Origin of the sequence: Rossellomorea sp. NPDC071047 (assembly GCF_050270195.1) — a bacterium.
Classification (GTDB): domain Bacteria; phylum Bacillota; class Bacilli; order Bacillales; family Bacillaceae_B; genus Rossellomorea.
This window is the reverse complement of the sequence record NZ_JBNNJT010000001.1, coordinates 96,761-115,539: the sequence shown is the minus strand read 5'-3', so window position 1 is coordinate 115,539 and position 18,779 is coordinate 96,761. Positions and strand designations below refer to the sequence as shown.

At 42.9% G+C, this 18,779-nt stretch carries 23 protein-coding genes and 1 other annotated feature; all 23 genes read right to left on the bottom strand.

What is annotated here, in order from left to right; genetic code table 11:
• Window positions 1-27: 27 nt before the first annotated feature.
• On the bottom strand, window positions 28-561 hold the full coding sequence (locus ACQKFO_RS00550; RefSeq protein WP_427596424.1) for a Spo0B C-terminal domain-containing protein: 534 nt from the start codon (window positions 559-561) through the stop codon (window positions 28-30).
• A 329-nt stretch (window positions 562-890) separates the two neighbouring features.
• Window positions 891-1,181: a 50S ribosomal protein L27 gene (gene rpmA, locus ACQKFO_RS00545; protein WP_034757227.1), complete on the bottom strand. Its 291-nt coding sequence runs from the start codon at window positions 1,179-1,181 to the stop codon at window positions 891-893.
• A gap of 12 nt (window positions 1,182-1,193) precedes the next feature.
• Window positions 1,194-1,529, bottom strand: coding sequence for a ribosomal-processing cysteine protease Prp (locus tag ACQKFO_RS00540; protein ID WP_427596423.1), 336 nt, complete (start codon window positions 1,527-1,529; stop codon window positions 1,194-1,196).
• 11 nt (window positions 1,530-1,540) lie between these two features.
• Window positions 1,541-1,849, bottom strand: coding sequence for a 50S ribosomal protein L21 (rplU, locus tag ACQKFO_RS00535; protein WP_034757222.1), 309 nt, complete (start codon window positions 1,847-1,849; stop codon window positions 1,541-1,543).
• Window positions 1,850-1,861: 12 nt separating this feature from the next.
• Window positions 1,862-1,940 (bottom strand) — a sequence feature (ribosomal protein L21 leader region).
• A gap of 67 nt (window positions 1,941-2,007) precedes the next feature.
• Window positions 2,008-3,453 carry an Rne/Rng family ribonuclease gene (locus tag ACQKFO_RS00530; protein ID WP_427596422.1) on the bottom strand — a complete coding sequence of 482 codons (1,446 nt, stop codon included), beginning with the start codon at window positions 3,451-3,453 and terminating at the stop codon, window positions 2,008-2,010.
• Window positions 3,454-3,552: 99 nt separating this feature from the next.
• On the bottom strand, window positions 3,553-4,419 hold the full coding sequence (locus ACQKFO_RS00525) for a M50 family metallopeptidase (RefSeq protein WP_427596421.1): 867 nt from the start codon (window positions 4,417-4,419) through the stop codon (window positions 3,553-3,555).
• Window positions 4,412-5,179 carry a peptidoglycan DD-metalloendopeptidase family protein gene (locus tag ACQKFO_RS00520; protein ID WP_427596420.1) on the bottom strand — a complete coding sequence of 256 codons (768 nt, stop codon included), beginning with the start codon at window positions 5,177-5,179 and terminating at the stop codon, window positions 4,412-4,414. Before ACQKFO_RS00520 ends, ACQKFO_RS00525 begins: the two co-directional genes overlap by 8 nt.
• Before the next feature lie 264 nt (window positions 5,180-5,443).
• Entirely contained in the window at window positions 5,444-6,247 is an 804-nt protein-coding gene (gene minD / locus ACQKFO_RS00515; RefSeq protein WP_113969491.1) for a septum site-determining protein MinD, read from the bottom strand.
• 1 nt (window position 6,248) lies between these two features.
• Window positions 6,249-6,929 carry a septum site-determining protein MinC gene (gene minC, locus ACQKFO_RS00510; RefSeq protein WP_427596419.1) on the bottom strand — a complete coding sequence of 227 codons (681 nt, stop codon included), beginning with the start codon at window positions 6,927-6,929 and terminating at the stop codon, window positions 6,249-6,251.
• An 85-nt stretch (window positions 6,930-7,014) separates the two neighbouring features.
• Window positions 7,015-7,536, bottom strand: coding sequence for a rod shape-determining protein MreD (gene mreD / locus ACQKFO_RS00505; protein ID WP_427596418.1), 522 nt, complete (start codon window positions 7,534-7,536; stop codon window positions 7,015-7,017).
• The gene (gene mreC, locus ACQKFO_RS00500; protein WP_148969816.1) at window positions 7,526-8,413 is read right to left on the bottom strand and encodes a rod shape-determining protein MreC; all 888 of its coding nucleotides are present in this window, start codon (window positions 8,411-8,413) and stop codon (window positions 7,526-7,528) included. Before mreC ends, mreD begins: the two co-directional genes overlap by 11 nt.
• 165 nt (window positions 8,414-8,578) lie before the next feature.
• Entirely contained in the window at window positions 8,579-9,586 is a 1,008-nt protein-coding gene (locus ACQKFO_RS00495; RefSeq protein WP_149156332.1) for a rod shape-determining protein, read from the bottom strand.
• Window positions 9,587-9,825: 239 nt separating this feature from the next.
• A complete protein-coding gene (radC, locus tag ACQKFO_RS00490; RefSeq protein ID WP_427596417.1) occupies window positions 9,826-10,536 on the bottom strand; it encodes a RadC family protein in 711 nt (236 codons plus the stop codon).
• Between the two features lie 28 nt (window positions 10,537-10,564).
• Window positions 10,565-11,137 carry a Maf family protein gene (locus ACQKFO_RS00485; protein ID WP_427596416.1) on the bottom strand — a complete coding sequence of 191 codons (573 nt, stop codon included), beginning with the start codon at window positions 11,135-11,137 and terminating at the stop codon, window positions 10,565-10,567.
• A 184-nt stretch (window positions 11,138-11,321) separates the two neighbouring features.
• Complete coding sequence (locus ACQKFO_RS00480) at window positions 11,322-12,302, bottom strand: SPOR domain-containing protein (RefSeq protein WP_427596415.1); 981 nt, start codon at window positions 12,300-12,302, stop codon at window positions 11,322-11,324.
• Between the two features lie 100 nt (window positions 12,303-12,402).
• The gene (locus ACQKFO_RS00475; RefSeq protein ID WP_427596414.1) at window positions 12,403-12,840 is read right to left on the bottom strand and encodes a type II secretion system protein; all 438 of its coding nucleotides are present in this window, start codon (window positions 12,838-12,840) and stop codon (window positions 12,403-12,405) included.
• Between the two features lie 13 nt (window positions 12,841-12,853).
• Window positions 12,854-13,624 carry a hypothetical protein gene (locus ACQKFO_RS00470; RefSeq protein ID WP_427596413.1) on the bottom strand — a complete coding sequence of 257 codons (771 nt, stop codon included), beginning with the start codon at window positions 13,622-13,624 and terminating at the stop codon, window positions 12,854-12,856.
• Window positions 13,621-14,247, bottom strand: coding sequence for a PilN domain-containing protein (locus ACQKFO_RS00465; protein WP_427596412.1), 627 nt, complete (start codon window positions 14,245-14,247; stop codon window positions 13,621-13,623). Before ACQKFO_RS00465 ends, ACQKFO_RS00470 begins: the two co-directional genes overlap by 4 nt.
• Complete coding sequence (gene pilM / locus ACQKFO_RS00460; protein ID WP_427596411.1) at window positions 14,247-15,209, bottom strand: type IV pilus biogenesis protein PilM; 963 nt, start codon at window positions 15,207-15,209, stop codon at window positions 14,247-14,249. The genes ACQKFO_RS00465 and pilM overlap by 1 nt, the downstream gene beginning before the upstream one ends.
• Before the next feature lie 15 nt (window positions 15,210-15,224).
• Complete coding sequence (locus ACQKFO_RS00455) at window positions 15,225-15,965, bottom strand: prepilin peptidase (RefSeq protein ID WP_427596410.1); 741 nt, start codon at window positions 15,963-15,965, stop codon at window positions 15,225-15,227.
• Window positions 15,966-15,970: 5 nt separating this feature from the next.
• The gene (locus ACQKFO_RS00450; RefSeq protein ID WP_427596409.1) at window positions 15,971-16,411 is read right to left on the bottom strand and encodes a prepilin-type N-terminal cleavage/methylation domain-containing protein; all 441 of its coding nucleotides are present in this window, start codon (window positions 16,409-16,411) and stop codon (window positions 15,971-15,973) included.
• Window positions 16,412-16,521: 110 nt separating this feature from the next.
• On the bottom strand, window positions 16,522-17,733 hold the full coding sequence (locus tag ACQKFO_RS00445; RefSeq protein ID WP_427596408.1) for a type II secretion system F family protein: 1,212 nt from the start codon (window positions 17,731-17,733) through the stop codon (window positions 16,522-16,524).
• Window positions 17,734-18,777 (bottom strand): type IV pilus twitching motility protein PilT, encoded by a 1,044-nt coding sequence (locus ACQKFO_RS00440; protein ID WP_427596407.1) that lies wholly within the window; start codon window positions 18,775-18,777, stop codon window positions 17,734-17,736.
• Between the last annotated feature and the right edge of the window lie 2 nt (window positions 18,778-18,779).

The window sequence follows — 18,779 nt, the reverse complement described above, 5'->3', positions numbered from 1 at the left end:
CACTCCTAACTTATCCGTGAAATCGCCTCATCGGGCGACTACATGAATGACAAGAACCTCTTCTTGAAGTTGTTCAATTTCTATATTTTCTCCGTTTGATCGTTGATACTTTATCCAGTCTTCCACCAAGCTTATACTCTTTAGTATACCTGTGAAATCAAATATAAAACGGGATTGTTCTTTTGTAATGTCCAGTAAGATGGATAATTGATTTTCTACATTGTTCATTACATTTGATTCAAGGAATTCAAGCAACTCCTTGCACCAGTTGTAAAGCCTTCGATCTTCAAGCCCGTGTGATGACTCCGATTGAATGACTTCAAAATCCAGCTTAATCAAATGTCTTGACCAATTATATGTTAATATCCATTCTGCCAATAATGGAAGCTTTAAATTCGATAGCTTCGATTCATTTTGTGCAACAAGGACCATTTCCTCGATCACTTGCTTCGCCCGCTCCACGCGATCAAGATCCAAGTTGCCTTTTATTAATTGCAAATCATTCATCCAGTCGTGGCGAGCATGCCTTAACGCCTCGACTACACCCCAATTTTCGCTCATAATCTAACTCCTATACTTTAAGTGCTACCTGTAAGTATATCAAAGATGGGACTCTCGCGTATATTGTTTCTGTAAAATTGGTGGTGAATGAAGATTAGGTGGGATGCTTGATTTACAGGAATTGAAAATAAATCGTTAAATTTGAAAATAAATGGGTGGAAATTGAAAATAAAATTCAATTTTTGAAAATAAATAGGTCAAAGTTGAAAATAAATCGCTTTTCCACCTGCTTTTTTCAAACACTCTCAAACCCGAGCCATCACCCATATCCCTGATAAAAATAAAACTCTAACCGAAAGTCGGTTAGAGTTTTCGTTAAAGATATGCGATTAAGCTTCATTCGCAACTGGGTATACGCTCACTTTTTTCTTGTCACGACCCATGCGTTCGAAACGAACAACACCGTCGGTTTTAGCGAAAAGTGTATCGTCGCCGCCACGGCCGACGTTTAGGCCTGGATAAATTTTCGTACCGCGTTGACGGTAAAGAATTGATCCACCAGAAACCATTTGACCGTCTGCACGCTTAGCACCAAGGCGCTTTGAGATAGAGTCACGACCATTCTTAGTCGAACCTACTCCTTTTTTGGACGCAAAAAACTGAAGGTCTAATCTTAACATCTGTTCCACCTCCTACTTTTTGAAGGTTATTTTAATAAAATCACTATAGTCTCTTTCAATCGTTTGGAGGCTGATAAGCATGCCGTCTAGCAGCAGCTGAATCTTGCTCTCCGTTTCTTCCGGAAGATCATCAGGGATGACGCAGCGAAGATATCCACCATCAGAGGATTGCTCGATGGCCGGTTCCACACCGGTCAACGCCATAATGGCATTAATACTGCCGAATGAAACAGCAGAAGCACCTGCACAAACAATGTCTTGCCCATTTTCGGCAAAATCAGCATGTCCATCCATGGAGAAAGAACGAATCCTTTTCCCGGAGGAATGCTCTACGTAAACGTTAATCATGATATCACGCCTTACGCGTTGATTTCGTCAATGACAACTTTAGTGTAAGGTTGACGGTGACCTTGCTTACGACGGTAGTTCTTTTTCGCTTTGTATTTGAATACTACAAGCTTTTTCGCGCGGCCTTGTTTTTCAACTTTCGCTGTTACAGTAGCTCCATCCACTAAAGGACTTCCTACTTTCACATCGTCACCACCAACGAATAGAACCTTGTCAAAAGTTACCGTATCGCCTTGTTCAGCGTTTAGCTTTTCGATGTAGATTGCTTGACCAGCTTCCACACGGATTTGCTTACCACCTGTTTCGATAATTGCGTACATAATCGCACCTCCTTATAAACTCAGACTCGCCAATGACAGGTGTTGGATTGCTCCAAGCTTTTCTACCTGTAATGAGCGGTTGTAGCACGGGTGCTACAATCAATAACATTAGAATCCTATCATAAAAATCGATGTACTGTCAATAACATTCAAGAAATTCATATTATCTTTGTCACATGATAATAAGGATGTTCATGAGTGATTTTCTTTATTTTGATTTCTTTACCCAACGCTTTCTCCAATCTGTGAAGGTGGACGTTCTGCTTTCCGGAAAAGACGGTTGCGACTTCCCCAGTAGCTTCCACTTCAATCAGGGTGCCATCCATTCCCTGCACTTCCCACAGCTCACGTTCAAGCTGGAATGCGAGCGTCTCAGGCGTCATTTCTCTCCCTGTACCAAGGCATACAGAGCAGGGACGGGTCAAATAGACAGACAGAGGCTGACGGGTTCTTTTTCGTGTCACTTCAAGAATGCCAAGGGATGTAAAGCCTACGATCGTCGTGCGCTGCTTATCCGATACAAGTGCATCTGAAAATACATCCATCACTTCCTGTTTGTGACTGTCCTTTTTCATATCGATAAAATCGATGAGAATCATGCCGCTCAGATTACGAAGGCTGAGTTGCTTCGCCATTTCTTTCGCTGCCAGTTTATTGGTTTGTAAGATGGTCTGTTCTAAATCGTCTTTACCAGTAAACTTTCCTGAATTCACATCCACAACGGTCATGGCTTCTGTTGACTCAATAATGATGAATGCTCCATTATCGAGCCATACCACTTTTTTCAGTGTGTTCTCCCAAACAGAGGCAACATGGTAATGACGGAGAATATTTTCATGACCCTGATAGAGCTCGAAGGTCCACTTATCTTTTATCCCGGCTCCGCTCATTTCTTCGAGATGAAGAAGACTATCATAGTCATCGACTACAATTCTTCCTCCACTCCCCTTTTTCAGTTGCTCATGGAGATCCTCATAGAAAGTGTCCTGCCTGGATAAGAGTGAGGGACATTTAGCTCGCAGAGATATCCTTTCCAGGCTTTCATATCTTGAACGTAATGAGTGCAGTTCCTCTTGTAACACTCCTTCTCTCACTTCAACGGCATTGGTGCGCATCACAATGCCTTCTTGCGGATTTTTCCACTCATTCCCTAAGCGTCTCAGGACCTTCCTGTTTTCATCATCCACTTTTTTAGATACCGCCACATAGTACCCTTGTGGCATGTACACAAGATGATCCCCTTTGAGCTCGATAACGGCCGTCAATCTTGCACCCTTCGTTCCCATCTCATCCTTCATGACCTGCACGATGATTTTTTGCCCTTCATGCACGCACTTTCCAATGGGGTGAGGATCGTTTCCAGCATGGTATGCCTCTATGTTTTGGGGAAAGTCCTTTTCATGAAGATAGCCATTTTTCCCCTCGCCGAAATCTACAAATGCCGCACCCAGCCCTTTTTGAACCTTGACGACTCTTCCAAGATAAATATTGCCTGTTAAGCTTTCCTCTCCAGGCTGATATGTATATAATCCAATGATTTCATGGTCTGATCGGTACACCCACCGCTTTTCCCTGCTCTTACTGTGTACAATGATTTCATCCAAACCGAAAACCCCTTTCAACGAAAAAAGTCATAAGAAAAAAGGGTTGATACCAACCCTTTTACCAGTATGCCCTTACTTTATACAGTTCGTCTTCATTCGTCAATAAAGGTAGAGAAGGTCCTTCGTTTTGGCAGAGGTCATCTTTTCGGCAAAAAAGGCGTGGAGGAGCTCATTTTCGTCCAGCTTCCCTACTTCAATACCTTTTTCGAAAACAACCAGGGGATGCTTCACCCCCCGCTGAAACTTCTCCACTACTGTAATGATGGAATCTTCACTTTCGATGGGAAGTGGACGCAGTTCCACAAATTGATGACTCTTCCCGTAATACCGCTCTAACAAAAACTTCATGAACGCATACCGCCTCTGTTTCCAGTCCACCCATAATGAAAAGTACAGGAACGAAAGAACGATCCACAGGTTCAAATGAAGGGGAGCGATGATAAGTACGACCAGGTGGAACAGCAATAATAAACCAAAAGAAAAGAGAAGCGTGTATTCATACGCTCTTAAATAATTAAGCTTCGTAGCTAGAAGCAAGGAAATCATCTTCCCTCCATCCAGCGGCCAAATAGGCAGTAGATTAAACAACAGCACCATCATATTCAACTGAAAAAAGAGAGAAAATGAGTCCGTGCTGATCACTCCGGTCTCCATAAGCCCCCAACCTGAAGCTATGAGCCATATGTGCTGCAAGGGACCCGCAGCCACCACCCAGAACTCCTCCCGTAAAGAACGGTTTCCATGCTCATCCATCTCCGCAACCCCACCAAAAGGCAACAGGGCGATTTTCTTTACTCTCCAGGAAAAAGAATGAGCCATCAGTCCATGTCCCAATTCATGGACCGTAATGATGAAGAGAAGCAGTATCAGTTCAAAAAAATGAGCCGTCATAATCGCAATGGCTATGACAAGCCAAAGCAAAGGGTGCACATGAAATTTTTTCAAAAGTGAAATGATATTAGTCAAATGACATCACCTGTATCGGGTCGATAAATTCATCACCCATTTTTATCGCGAAATAAAACTCTCCTGTCACATCGTTCTGGCTGCTGGTGGAAACCTTGCCTACAAGAGATCCCTTCTCAATCGATTCATACTGTTTCACATCAATCGATTCAAGGTGACCATACCAGGATTCTGATTTGTCTGCATGTTGAATGACGACTGTGTTCCCAAGCTCCTCTTTCTTACCTGCAAATATAATCAAGCCTCCCTTCATCGCCGCTACGTCTTCGCCTAAGCCCGTTTCAAGCATAATGCCCTGTCCATTGGTTTTAAAATTTTCAACGACCTTCCCCGACGCAGGTACGGCATATTCCGCACTTTGCGTAGTGGACGATTCTTTCTTGGTATTACTTGTCGGTAATAACGCTAATGGTTTTCCGAATTGGTCCTCATACCAAGTGGAAATGGCTGCAAACTGGAATTCAGTATCCATGGTTTTCGTGACAACCGATTTCGCTTCATTGAATACAGGCGAGGGACTCTTAAACATAATCGCCGTCACCAATACCATGATTCCCGCTCCAAGTATCTTAAGCATAAAGGTTTCCTTTTTAAATAATGGATGCACTCCCTCAGGTGGCGGTCCCCCTTCAAAGCTTGTCTGTCGTTCCATTCCATAGCGCTCCTCGTCCGATGGGAGAAAGTATGAAGAGTTCTCGCCTGAATTCGTTTTCTTTCGTTTCGCTATCCGCTTACGTATTTCATCCGCTCGATTCCCCATGTACACCATTCCTTTTTATAAGGTATTGTTTCATAAACGTCTGATTCAATTCTGGATGCATCACCCGGTCCAAGAGTGATTCTATACTAAATGGTTCTGGTCATGATGAGGGACAGGGGGTGTTAGATCCATATTAAAAAGAGATCCATTCGATTACACATGATTTGCTACAATGTATGACTTGTCCTGAAGGAATATTCATGGGGAAAATAAAAAAAGTCCCGGCAAAACGCTCACTGCGCTTTACCGGGACTGAATTGATTCTTATGCTTTTACACCGAATAATTTTTTAATTCTTGAAAAGACCCCTGCACGTTCTTCTTCCAAAGACTGTAACGGAACCGATTCACCTAAGATTCGTCTGGCAATGTTCCGGTAAGAAATGGAGGCTTTGCTTGTTGAATCAAGAGCGATGGGCTCACCTTTATTGGAAGATTTGATCACATTATCATCGTCGGCAACAATACCAAGAAGATCGATGGAAAGATGGGCTGTGATTTCATCCACATCCAACATCTCACCATTTTTCATCATATGATTGCGTATGCGGTTAATGACGAGTTTAGGCGGTTCAATATTCTCTTTCTCCAGTAAACCGATGATTCGATCCGCATCCCGTACAGCTGAAATTTCAGGTGTCGTGACGACAATCGCACGATCGGCACCCGCCACAGCATTCTTATACCCCTGCTCGATCCCCGCAGGACAATCGATAATGATATAATCATAGTCTTGCTTTAAATCTACTACTAGCTTTTTCATTTGCTCAGGGTTAACAGCGGATTTATCACTTGTTTGTGCAGCTGGCAGTAAAAATAGTTTATCCTCGAAACGCTTATCTTTCACTAGAGCTTGATGTACTTTACAGCGGCCCTCTACAACGTCTACTAAGTCATAAATGATTCTGTTTTCGAGTCCCATCACCACATCGAGGTTTCTGAGGCCGATATCTGTATCAATTAAACAAACCTTTTTGCCTTGTAGAGCTAATGCTGTACCAACATTGGCAGAAGTAGTCGTCTTTCCCACTCCACCTTTACCTGAAGTAACAACTATGGCTTCACCCACATTAGCTTCCTCCTTTAAAACTAGTAATATTTGGTCTAAGATGCTTTAAAACTTGTAATCGATCCACAACAATCTGTCCCTGATCATCGACATAAGCACATTCCATTTCGTGCTCATCATCTTCTTCCACCCGATCAGGTGCCCTGTTCAGGGAGTCCCCTATCCGGAGCTGGGACGGAACCATTTTGGATGCCACAATGACAGCCTCCATGTTTCCATTGTGGCCTGCATGGGCAATTCCTTTCAACGAACCCAATATGTAAATATTCCCTCCAGCCAGCACTTTCCCGCCAGGATTGACATCGCCGACAATAAGGATGTCCCCTGACACTTCCACGACTTGTCCCGATCGGATCACGCCGGTTAGAGTTTCTATATTTCGTTCATCTATGAGTTTCTCTGCTTCATTCTTTGTGATCACATTACTCCATACTTCATTCACTACTAAATTACGTTTTTGTCTTACGATCTCTTTCAACTCTTCTACTTGATCATCCGTCAGGTAGCGATTCCCTGTCTGGATATTGACCGTGAGCAGGGGAGTCCCTTCTGTTTCCCGGTAATGTGCAGACAGCTTATCGTCCAGTTCCTTCTTTAAGTCATGAAAGGAGCATTGATCATTGAGATGAAGAGTCAGTCCTTCTTTTGTTCCTTTTATCATCACATTTGGCTTTTTATTCATGGCGCAATTTTTCACCTCAGTCGTCTATTAAATTCGACATAAGCAGTGCCATTTCCTCTTTTTATGAAAAAATTACTAATAGAATTTATTCATCCAGCCACTCTTTCCGTTTTCGGAGAAGATAGTTCCTGAGTGGAAACGCCACAACTAAATAAAACAATATATTAAGGACCAATGTCGGCCACAAACGCCAGTCCACGAACTGCATGAACGTCAAATCAGTCCGTTGGATAATTAAATTGATTTGATACACCAAAAACTCCAATACGGAAAGGTTCAGAAGTGAAATAATTCCCAATACAAAGAGATTATTATGTAAAATCCTCATCATCTGGTGAGATAAAAAGATGACAAATGGAAAGAGCACCAAGTAAATGCCATTGATTTCTGTGTAATAAATATCAAATAGAAAACCAAAGATGAACCCATAAAGCAATGCGGTGCGATATTGATAAAACGCACAAATAAAGAACAGCACGATAATCAGGAAATGAGGAACTATGATTTTCTGATCAAACCACTCTTCATTGGGAAAAAGGTGAACAAATAAACTCTCACTGTAAAAGAAAAGCAGGGTAATAAACGGAAGGAGGAGCCTACTGATCATTGCCATCCTCCTCAGCATCCGCTTCCTGTTCCGTCACACCCTGGATGTCACGGTCGATGACCATGACGTGCTCCAAGTGATAGAAATCAGCTGCAGGCTTTACATATGCCGTTTGAGTCAACCCGTATTGATCCGGTTTCACTTCTTTCACTTCCCCGATGACCAGCCCCTTAGGGAATACTCCTCCAAGTCCCGATGTCATCACTTTAGAGCCTTTGTCGACTTTCATATCGTTGGAAATCCGCTTAACCAAAATTTCTTTTTTATCACTGTCATATCCTTCAATCCATCCGTTGATGTCTTGTTCTTTCCCTTGAATCACAGTGGAAATCCGGTTTTTTGTATTATTGGTCGAAATCAATTCAACAGTAGATGAAAATTCATTTACGCTTTTAATCTTTCCGATCAATCCAGCCGAAGAAATGACGGCCATGTCCGACTTAATCCCGTTCACTTCTCCTTTATCAATCGTCAGGAGCTCTTGCCAGCGATCTGGGTTCCTTGCAATGACGGTAGCTTGAATCGTGTTATAGGCACGAAGATCTTCCTTCTTTTCAAGGACCGCCCTTAATTCATTATTATCTTGTTTCAGGTCCTTCACCTTTGTTTCAAGTTTCACTAATTCATCTAAACGTGTTTTTAATTTTTCGTTTTCTGTGTATGTATTTTGAAGATCTTGAACGTTTTCAACAACTCCCGCTACATAGTTAACAGGTTTTGAAACCAATGACTGTCCGAATCCTACCATATCTTTTACAAACTGCTCAGGCCAGCTGATGCTATCTCGCTCCCGCAAAGAAAATCCGATTAATCCAACAAGGACGATGACACTGACGAGCAGAATGATCAAACGTTTATTCAGGAAGAATTGTGGCATGATGTACACCTCAACCTTTTCTAATTCTAGTAAATACTATATCAAAAATCGTTTATTTTTGATATCATTCGTCAAAATATTCATGGTTGTTCGAAAAAAGATGGGGCCGACCTTAAGGCTAACCAAGCATCCTTAAGGAAACGTCCCCCATTTCATTATTCTTTATTATTTTCCTCGATTTTTAAATAGGTGGATGTGGTCAAGGGCTTTCCCCGTACCGATTGCCACACAATCCAGAGGCTCCTCTGCAATGAGGACCGGCATTTTCGTTTCATCACTGATCACTTTGTCAAGATTACGAAGAAGCGCCCCGCCACCTGTCAGGACAATTCCTCTGTCCATGATATCAGCCGCGAGTTCTGGCGGTGTTTTCTCTAATGTACTCTTAACGGCATCAACAATCGTGTATACGGTATCATGAAGGGCAGATGCAATTTCGATCGCCGTTACTTCGATCGTTTTCGGTAAACCGGTCAGAAGGTCACGTCCGCGAATCTCCATTGCTTCGATTCCTTCAGAATCACCGGCAGAACCGACTTCCATTTTGATCGTCTCCGCTGTACGGTCCCCGATCATCAGGTTATACGTTTTGCGGATATAGTTGATGATGGCATCATCCATCTCATCCCCGGCTACACGAATCGACTGACTTGTCACAATCCCTCCCAAAGAAATGATGGCTACTTCCGTCGTTCCTCCACCGATATCCACGACCATACTTCCTGTCGGTTCCCATACTGGCAGGTTTGCACCAATTGCAGCGGCAAACGGCTCTTCGATCGTATAAGCATCCCTTGCTCCTGCCTGTCTAGTTGCATCAATGACCGCTCTTTCTTCAACACCGGTAATGCCTGAAGGTACACAAACCATGACGTAAGGCTTTCGGGAAAAAGCTCCTTTATTCCGCGTCGCTTGTCTTATGTAATACTTCATCATCGTGGCTGTTGTTTCGTAGTCAGCGATTACCCCATCTTTCATAGGGCGAAGAGCCACGACATTTCCCGGTGTTCTACCGATCATGTTCTTAGCATCATTTCCGACTGCAACGATATGCTTGTTATCTGTTTGAAGTGCCACAACAGAAGGTTCGCGAACGACAATCCCCTTGCCTTTCAAGTACACCAAAGTGTTAGCTGTTCCTAAATCAATCCCTAAATCTTTCGTTCCAAACATGAATGGTATCTCCCTTTCTGATACAAATTGGCTGGTTTTTAACGTTTTATATGTGTTTTCACAGGAGAGTTGTCCAATCACTCTCTATCCTCGTAATTTTCGTCACAATAGTTGTACGTTCATGCATAACGAAAAGACTCATTCCCTTGTAGAATGACTCTATCTTTATATTGAATCACCATATTGTTTGTAAAAATCATAAGCTTTATTATATCGCAACCAGGAAAAAAATCATAGTGTCATAAATACCCTTTTTCCTTTAAACTGATAAACTTTTTCTCCCCTATTATAAGATGATCGAGTATATCAATACCAATGATTCGACCACATTCCACTAATCTTTTTGTCACTTCTATATCTTCTCTGCTTGGAGTCGGATCTCCCGATGGATGGTTATGGATACAAATGATCGATGCGGCGGATCGTCGGAAGGCTTCTTTGAAGACCTCCCTGGGGTGCACGATGGAAGCATTCAGACTTCCAATAAAGATGGTTTGCTTGTGGAGAACTTGATTCTTTGTGTTGAGGTATAAGCATACAAAATGCTCCTGGGCCAAAAATCTCATATCGTTCATGACATAATTGGCTCCATCTTCAGGGGAACGGATGCTATATCTGTCATCAAATGCCAAGTTGCTGATTCTTCGTCCAAATTCGACGGCGGCCATGATTTGAACCGCCTTTGCAAGGCCGATTCCCTTCGTTTTCGTAATCTCTTCGAGGGAAGCATCTTTTAATAGATTCAATCCATCAAAGTGATTGAGCAGCCGGTTGGAAAGTTGAAGAACAGACTCGGATTTTGTTCCGGTCCGGAGAAGGATAGCCAGCAGCTCCTGATTGGACAGGCTTGCTGCCCCGCTTTGAATCAGTCTTTCACGGGGTCTTTCGTCCTGAGGGAAGTCCCGGATCATAAGCCTGTTTTCTTCGTGCTGGGATATTGTTTTAACCATTAGTTCCTCCTTTTTGTACGCACTGGAGTCATTCTGGTTGAAGATAGCCCATTTTAAGTAAGACACGATTCACCCTTGAGATCGGTAAGCCAACGACGGAGAAATAATCGCCTTTGATTTCTTTGACAAATTTCGCTCCGATTCCTTGAATACCATATGAACCGGCTTTATCAAAAGGTTCTTCAGATGCAATATAATCGTCGATCTCTTTAGAAGTCAACTCCCAAAACGTTACATCCGTTTTTTCATAAAAGAGTTCCTCTGCGTCACCATGCAGAATGGCCACACCCGTGTAAACAGAATGGGTAGAACCGGAAAGCATTGATAGCATTTCTTTCGCTTCTTCTTTCGATTCCGGTTTACCAAGGATCCGGTCATCCTTCGCTACGACGGTGTCCGAACCGATCACATAGTGGGCGGGGTATTGATTCGAGATTTCTTTCGCTTTCTTTCGGGCAAGATACATTACGACTTCATGGGGCGTTAAATCAGGTGAAAAAGTTTCCTCAACAGTGGAGCTGATAACGGAAAAAGAGAGTTGGATTTGTTGCAGAAGTTCTTTTCGTCGGGGAGATTGTGAAGCGAGTATGAGGTTGGACACACCATACCATTCCTTTCAGAGTAGAAATTGGGAGATACATGAATATACTACCAAATCCCACCTCTTTAAACAAGTAAAAATAGAGCCGGTACTCTTATGGTCAGCGCTTATATCTGACAAAATAAGAGAGGCTCTATTTTCGTTAAAAGATTATTTCCTAGAAAATAGTCTAATACAGTCGAAATTATAATCCACTGTAAAGTTGCAAGTAGGATAATAGCTCCTCCTGCACTTTTTGGGCATCCTCCGTGGACTTCATCCCTGCCGCGAGATTCCCTGCATTGACTAAGGACTCTTTCATGGATGCGATGGACTCTTGACCCACCTTGATTCCTTCCAGTTCCTTCACTCCCGATTGAATGGTTTGAATCGTCGTTTCATCAGGCGCTCCACCGACCATTCCACTGCTGCTCTCCATAGCTAATGTGTTGTAGAGCCCATTTCCCTTTTCCAAAAAGGCTTTCTCTTCCTTTGAAGCATTTATTCCTTTAGCTCCAAATACAAAATCTTTGGCAAAAACGTCTAGCCCTTGTTCTTTCAATTCAGCTCCAAGGGATTTTGCTGTTTCAAGATCCCCCGAAACACCCAATATAAGAAAGAATTGTCCATCCTTTTCCACACTTGCGCTGCTCAACCCTTTTCCTGCCAAGCTGTCCTTCATGGCATTAAGCGATTCCTCTGTTGAAAACACACCGCCTTGAAGAATCGCCGTTGAGAAATCCTGTAATTCAACAGCCGATACGGACTGCTTCCCTTCCGTATTTCCTTCTGCCGTCGTATCTTGCAACGTTGCCGCCGGCGCCGAAGGACCATCTGTTGTCGTAATGACTTTAAGCGTGCCGAACCCCAGCACCGCCCCAACCACAACCGCACCAATGATCGACATTAGAAGATTAACAGAATCCTGAAATGGATTTTTGAAAGACTTGCGCTTCTTTTTGTTACCTGACACATAATTGATTTTTTTGTATTCCTTTGGAGGCTTGGCTTCCTCATCGTCGGGAAGGATCCAATCGAACCCATTGTCTTCCGCCTCTTCCCCTGCAGCTGTTTCAGACTCCCCCAACTTCCAATCATAGACAAGGAGATCTTCATTAAAATCTGTTTTTTCACCATTAATTTTAATAGATATCTTTTGATCTTTATCTCTTTTATTATTCATCATCGCCACCCTCCTTCATCTATTTTTTTCCATGCTATCACATCCAATAAAAAAAAGAACAAGACTTTTGTCGTCTTGTCCTAATAGGTTTTCGTCAAATTTTTTAGTTTTTCTGCAGGGATTGAACTGAAAGGGTAGAAAACGGTATCTCTTCTTTATCTCCATCTACATTTGTACAGAGATTATACTCTTCCCCCAATAAACAGATGGATATCACACTCTCCCCATAAGCCAAAACATAAGACGATTCATCCGGTGCCATGACTGTTTTGGAATGCGGATCCAAGATCGGTTCAATCAATTGAGCATCGATCAATTCTTTATACGTAATCTTACCCGTTACCTTCTCTTGAAGCATGGCATCCTTCGCATAGTATTGCGCTGAACTTTTCATCGTAAGGGCGTTTGCCACAAACGCCTGTTTCTTTGATTTTTCAATCAGATTATTTATTGCCAATACAGCAATGACGGCTATGATCCCTAAGATCACGATAACAGCAAGCAGTTCTACAAGAGTATATCCTCTTTCATTCTCATGCATTATCATCAAACCTTTAATTGTTATCTAGTTCTTCTGATTTTTGTTCAGGAAACTGCTGAAAAGGATTCTTTTTATTTGACGGCAATGGTGCATCCAGCTTTGGCAGCTCCGCCTCAAGTTCCACTAAACCAGGTAAATAAAAGGCGGACACGACTAAATTCAATTGTATATTTTCGACTTCATCTTTATATTGAAGTAATTCGGCCGGTCCGCTGAAAGAAATCTGTTCGATCTCTACGATACGATGCAGCTCTTCTAATTTATTGATGAACTCTTCTAAATGAAAATAGCTCTTTGCTTCTACAGTAATCGTGGCTGTCAGTTTTTGAAGGCCTTGTGGAAGGACCACAACAGGTGCCGGGTTCACTTCAGTTCCTTCTTCAGTCACTTCACCATCCGTTTGGAAAACATCCTCCCCCGCGCCCAAGGTTTCAGTTGCAGGAAGGTCTACAGCACCTTCTGTAAATTCAATGCTTGTGATAAAACTGTCCGAGACGATTTCTGCTTTTTCCAAATCGATAAGGAACTGCTGAGTGAGGGGCTTGACCGGAACCTTTTGTTGTAGTGAACTCGAATTTTCAAAGGAAGCCTGTTTAATGGAAGAAATCTTTGAATCCAATGCTTCAATCAGCTTCTTTTCCGTATTGATTTCATTCTGTAGACTTTCTTTCTGATTTTTCACGGGTTGATAGTAGAACCATATTGCCCCTAGGATTAGGATTACTGCCATCACGATGGATATACTGATCAGCAGCCATTCTTTTTTCTCGAATCGTATATTCATTCCGAATCGCCCCCCTGCTCATCGGAAGTTTCCTCTGTTTCCATTTCCTTTATCTCTTCTCTATTTAACATTACTTCATACTGACCTATATACCTTGGTAAAATGGTCTCCGTATTAACGGCTGTTAAACTATCATTTTCTGAGATGGTTTCCGTAGCAAGCGACAATAAGGTTGCATCCTGTATGTACCGGGATTCCTTCAGATGCGTTAAATAAAATGCAGCTTCACTGCTTGTATCAAATTGAATCGATAGTTGGATACTCCCATCTTCAGCATATGTAAATTCCTTCACGAAACCCCGCTCCGGCAGTAATTCGACCAGGTGATTCAAAACCGGCACGGTATCGATGGGATAGCTTTCCGCCCAGCTGACTGCACTCTCCAATTGCACCCAGGCATCCGATGATTCAAAATCAGAAATGCTTTGCTCTTTTTCCGCTCTGAGCTGCTTGGTCCCTTGTAATTCCGTCGTAAGGACGTCCACATCTTTTCCGATATTCGCAGCAAGAAATAATATAATCATAAGAGCAAGGATGCCAACGGATAGCACTCCTACAACCACATACAACCATTGACGGCTTCCCTTTTCCTTTTGAGGTAATAAATTGATATCGACGAGCACTATATCACCTCTTTTAATCCTAAACCAATGGCGAGTAGAAACGCACTCGATAGTTCTTCATTGGTGTAGGCGTCGCGTGCGGCTGTTGGCACCTTGATAATGTCGATTTCAAACCGATCTGATAAAAGGGTGTGAATATCGCCTACCTTGGGATGGTCACCGGTTACGTATATTTTATTAATCATTGCTTCATCATTTGTAAGTGTGTATCGGTAAAAACTGATGACTTTGTCGATTTCTTTCATTACGTCATCAAACTGAAGGGATTGAAAATCATTATGATACACCCTCTCATCCATCACTTCCCGATCCTCTCCTAATCCGATCGGCCTGAAGAATACAGGCTGATGATCATGGAAGATGGACACGGTCACATTCGCCTGATTGAAATAGAGAAGCATTTCATGGTCTTCTTTACGAGTTAAATCCAAAGAGTGTACGTATCGATAAAAGGCAAGTGGACTAATATCCGCCACAACCGGGTTTAAATGGGCATCAGTCAAAAGCTGCTGATATTCCATGACAATATCCTCCGGTGCCGCCACCAGGATGATTTCTTTCTTGTCTCCTTTATTTCCTACAACCACCACATCAAATACCGGATTCTCAAAAGGCAGATGTATACTCGTCCCGATTTCCAGAAACAGGTGGCTCTTCACCTCATCGTCCTCAATATCGGATGATATCTCCATCTTTCTGATGATCATCTGAGTATTTGGAACGATGAATTGAACTTCCCTTTTCTTGATCCCCCAATCGAGGACACACTCTTCCAAAAGTGCTTGAAAAGCTTCTTTCTCAATGATTTTGCCATCCGAGATCATCCCGTCAGCAATTCGCTTCTCTCCAAAATGGTGAATATGTATAGGAGAAACAGATTTCAATTCTACAAATCGAATCCATTGATCACTGATGACGATATTGATTTTATTTTTATTCTTATTGAAGAGACGCGATAACATTTTGAATGACCCCTTTTAGCTATATAAAGAAAAATACCAATACAGGATTGGCTGGTGAAAGAAGTATGCTGCGAGTGTGCCTATTACGATATATGGACCGAAAGCAATGGGTTGCCCTCTCTTGTAGAAGCCAAGCATCAGGCCTGTAATACCGGCGACCGCCCCAAAAAGGGTAGCGAGGAAAAAGGAAAAAAGCATCACCTTTATCCCCACGACGAAACCAATGACCGCAAATAATTTGATATCACCGCCGCCCATTCCTCCCTTGCTGATGATGGCAATCAGAAGAAGCAGGCAAAAGCCGGTAACGCTGCCTGCAATGCTGTCCCACCACGGGTTTAACGGGATGCATATTCGTTCTATGATAAATAAAACTGAAAAAAACAACAGCACTTTATCGGGAATCACCATATATTTCAGGTCACTGATCGTGATGATCATGAACAAAGAGACAAGGGTAAGAGCGACAATCAGCTCCGGCTGTAAGCCTAACATAATATAAGAAAGTAAGAATAAGAGTCCGGTAGATAGTTCCATCAGTGGATAAAGAGGAGAAATGCGCCCCTTACACTGAGCGCATTTTCCACCTTGCATGATATAGGATAGTACTGGTATCAGTTCCTTGGCTGTCAGCGTATGCCGGCAGTACGGGCAGGCTGATCTTGGTTTGACGATTGACTTTTTGAGCGGTATCCGGAGGCCGACTACGTTGTAGAAGGAGCCTAGGAGGAGACCGTAGATAAAAATTAATGCCATGAGTATTATAGAGTTACATCATCTCTATTTATTTCACTAGGGTCTAATCCAGTAAAGTGAGCATTTCCATCCGAATCTACTAATGTAACAACATAAGTATAATTTCCGCTATCATCTCTGCTGATTGTAACCAGACTTTCACCTTCATCGTATCCATTATCATCAGATGGATTATCTACCTCTTCAAGATAACCATTTTCAATAAGATCTGTCATGCTTATCGTGTCTCCATCATCAGCTTCATCAGCTGTTACTGCTAGCCTTGCAGCACTAACCATTTGTTCGGCATTCGCAATATGAGCATCGATGCGAGAGTTATTAATCAACCCACCAATACTAGGAATCGCAATCGCGGCAATGATCCCTAAAATAACGACAACAGCAAGTAATTCGATAAGCGTCAATCCGCGCTCATTTTTCAATCTTTTCCCCATTTTCTTTAACATGGTAATTCCTCCTGTATGTTTATCAGTTACTAAAAACTAGTAATCTAGTACTAGTATACAACAACCATCCGACAAAAAAATCAAATTTTTTGTAAAATTATAGGTATTTTCTAATAGTTTTGAACATTATTGAAGATTTCGAACATCGGAACTAAAATCGAGGTCACGATTGTCCCGACCAAACCTGCCAGCATGACGATCATGAGTGGTTCTATCAGTGATTTCAGACGATCCGTGGCACTTTCCACTTCTTTTTCATAGAAGTCTGCGACCTTCGCAAGCATAGAGTCCAGGGACCCTGTCTCTTCTCCTATGGCGATCATTTGCGTTACCAATGGAGGAAAAGCCCAATGGCGTTTCATAGGGTCTGTAAGGGATGTCCCTTTCTCCAATGACCTGCGGGATTCGCCGATCACACGGGCCACCACTTCATTTTCCACAACCTTTTCCACGATGGCCAATGCTTGCAAAATAGGGACTGAGCTTGAAAATAATGAACTGAGCGTTCGCGTCATTCTCGCTAGTACAGCTTTTTGCAGCATCTTCCCGAAAATCGGCACTCTCAGGATGGCATAATCAAGATAATACTTCGATCGTTTGTCTTTTCTTAACATGGCCAGAGTGATGGCAATGAATACAAAAAACAAAATGATGATGTACCAGAACTTTTGCATGAATTCACTTGAAGCAATAACAAATTGTGTGATGGCCGGCAATTCGCCGCCGAAATCGGTCAGCATATTCACAAATGTGGGTACAACGGCAGCCAATAAGAATATGACGACACCGATGGCAATGACGCCGACAACCATTGGATAAGCAAGCGCCGAAATGATTTTCTGTTTCGTGATATGCTGCTTTTCATAATGAGTGGCGAGCCCTTCCAATGTTTCATCAAGGCTCCCTGACGCTTCCCCGGCCTTCAGCATATTGATCAGCATTGGCTCAAAAATCTTCTTGTGACGGGAGAAGGCTTCAGATAACGGGTTCCCGTCCCGCAATTCATCTTCAATTTCCCTTAGTGCTTTACCGAGTGCCTTACTCTCTGTCTGCTCGGCCAGAATATGAGTCGAATCAACCACTGTAACCCCGGCTTGAAGAAGGGTCGCAAACTGGCGCAGAAAAATAACAAGATGCTGTAACTTCACCGGACTTCCGATCGTTATGTCTTTGGTCATGAGAGTTTCGGGCATTTCCAAAATGTCTATGACCCTTACCTCTTGCTTCTTCAACTGAATGAGTGCATCCTTCTTTGATGATGCCGTGATGATACCCGATTTCTTTCCTTTTTGGTCCCTGCCCGTGTACTTAAAACGTCCCATCTATTGAGGAATCTCCTCTCTGCTGTAAGGAAACGCCATTTCCTTTGAAATGATGCCACTCTCATAAAGTCTCATTACACTGTCGCTCATGGTGTGCATGCCTGAAGTTTTGGACGTCTGCATGACATTTTGGATTTGGTGGACTTTTTCAGAACGGATCAAATTGGCGATCGCCGCATTATTCATGAGGAGTTCCGTCGCAGCCCTTCTGCCCTTTTTATCAGTGGTGGCAAATAATCTCTGTGAAAGGATCCCGACAAGGACAGATGCCAATTGAACCCGGATTTGCGACTGCTGCTCCGGCGGGAAGACGTCTACGATCCGCTCGATGGTGGCAGGGGCACTGGATGTATGTAGCGTCGCCAGTACAAGGTGACCGGTTTCCGCTGCCGTGATGGCAGTATGGATGGTCTCAAGGTCCCTCATTTCCCCCACAAGGATGATGTCGGGGTCCTGCCTCAAGGCACTTCTGAGCCCTTTTGAAAATGATTTCGTATCAAATCCCACTTCCCGCTGATCGATGATGGATGCCCCATGTTTGTGCAGGTATTCAATGGGGTCTTCCAGGGTGATGATGTGCTTCCTCATTTTCCGGTTCATATAATCCACCATGGATGCCAACGTGGTCGACTTTCCACTCCCCGTAGGTCCGGTGACAAGGAAGAGACCCTGTGGTTTTTCAGCAATCGTCTTCAATGCATGGGGAAGAAACAATTCCTCCATTGTAGGGATGGAAGTCGGAATAACACGTATGGCCAAAGATACGCATGATCGTTGTTTGAATGCATTCACCCTGAACCTTGAAACGCCCGGGATTCCATAGGAAAAGTCCAATTCACCCACTTCTTCAAAGGCAGGATACATCGTTTCAGAAATGACGGCCTTTGCCATCATTTCCGTGTTATCAGGCAGCAAATTTTCTTTACCGAACCTTTTCAAGTCCCCATGTATGCGGAAGATAGGGGGTGAGCCAACAGTAAGGTGGATATCGGACGCGCCCAGCTCGTAAGCAGACTTTAGAAGATAATCAACTTTTTCTTTCAATT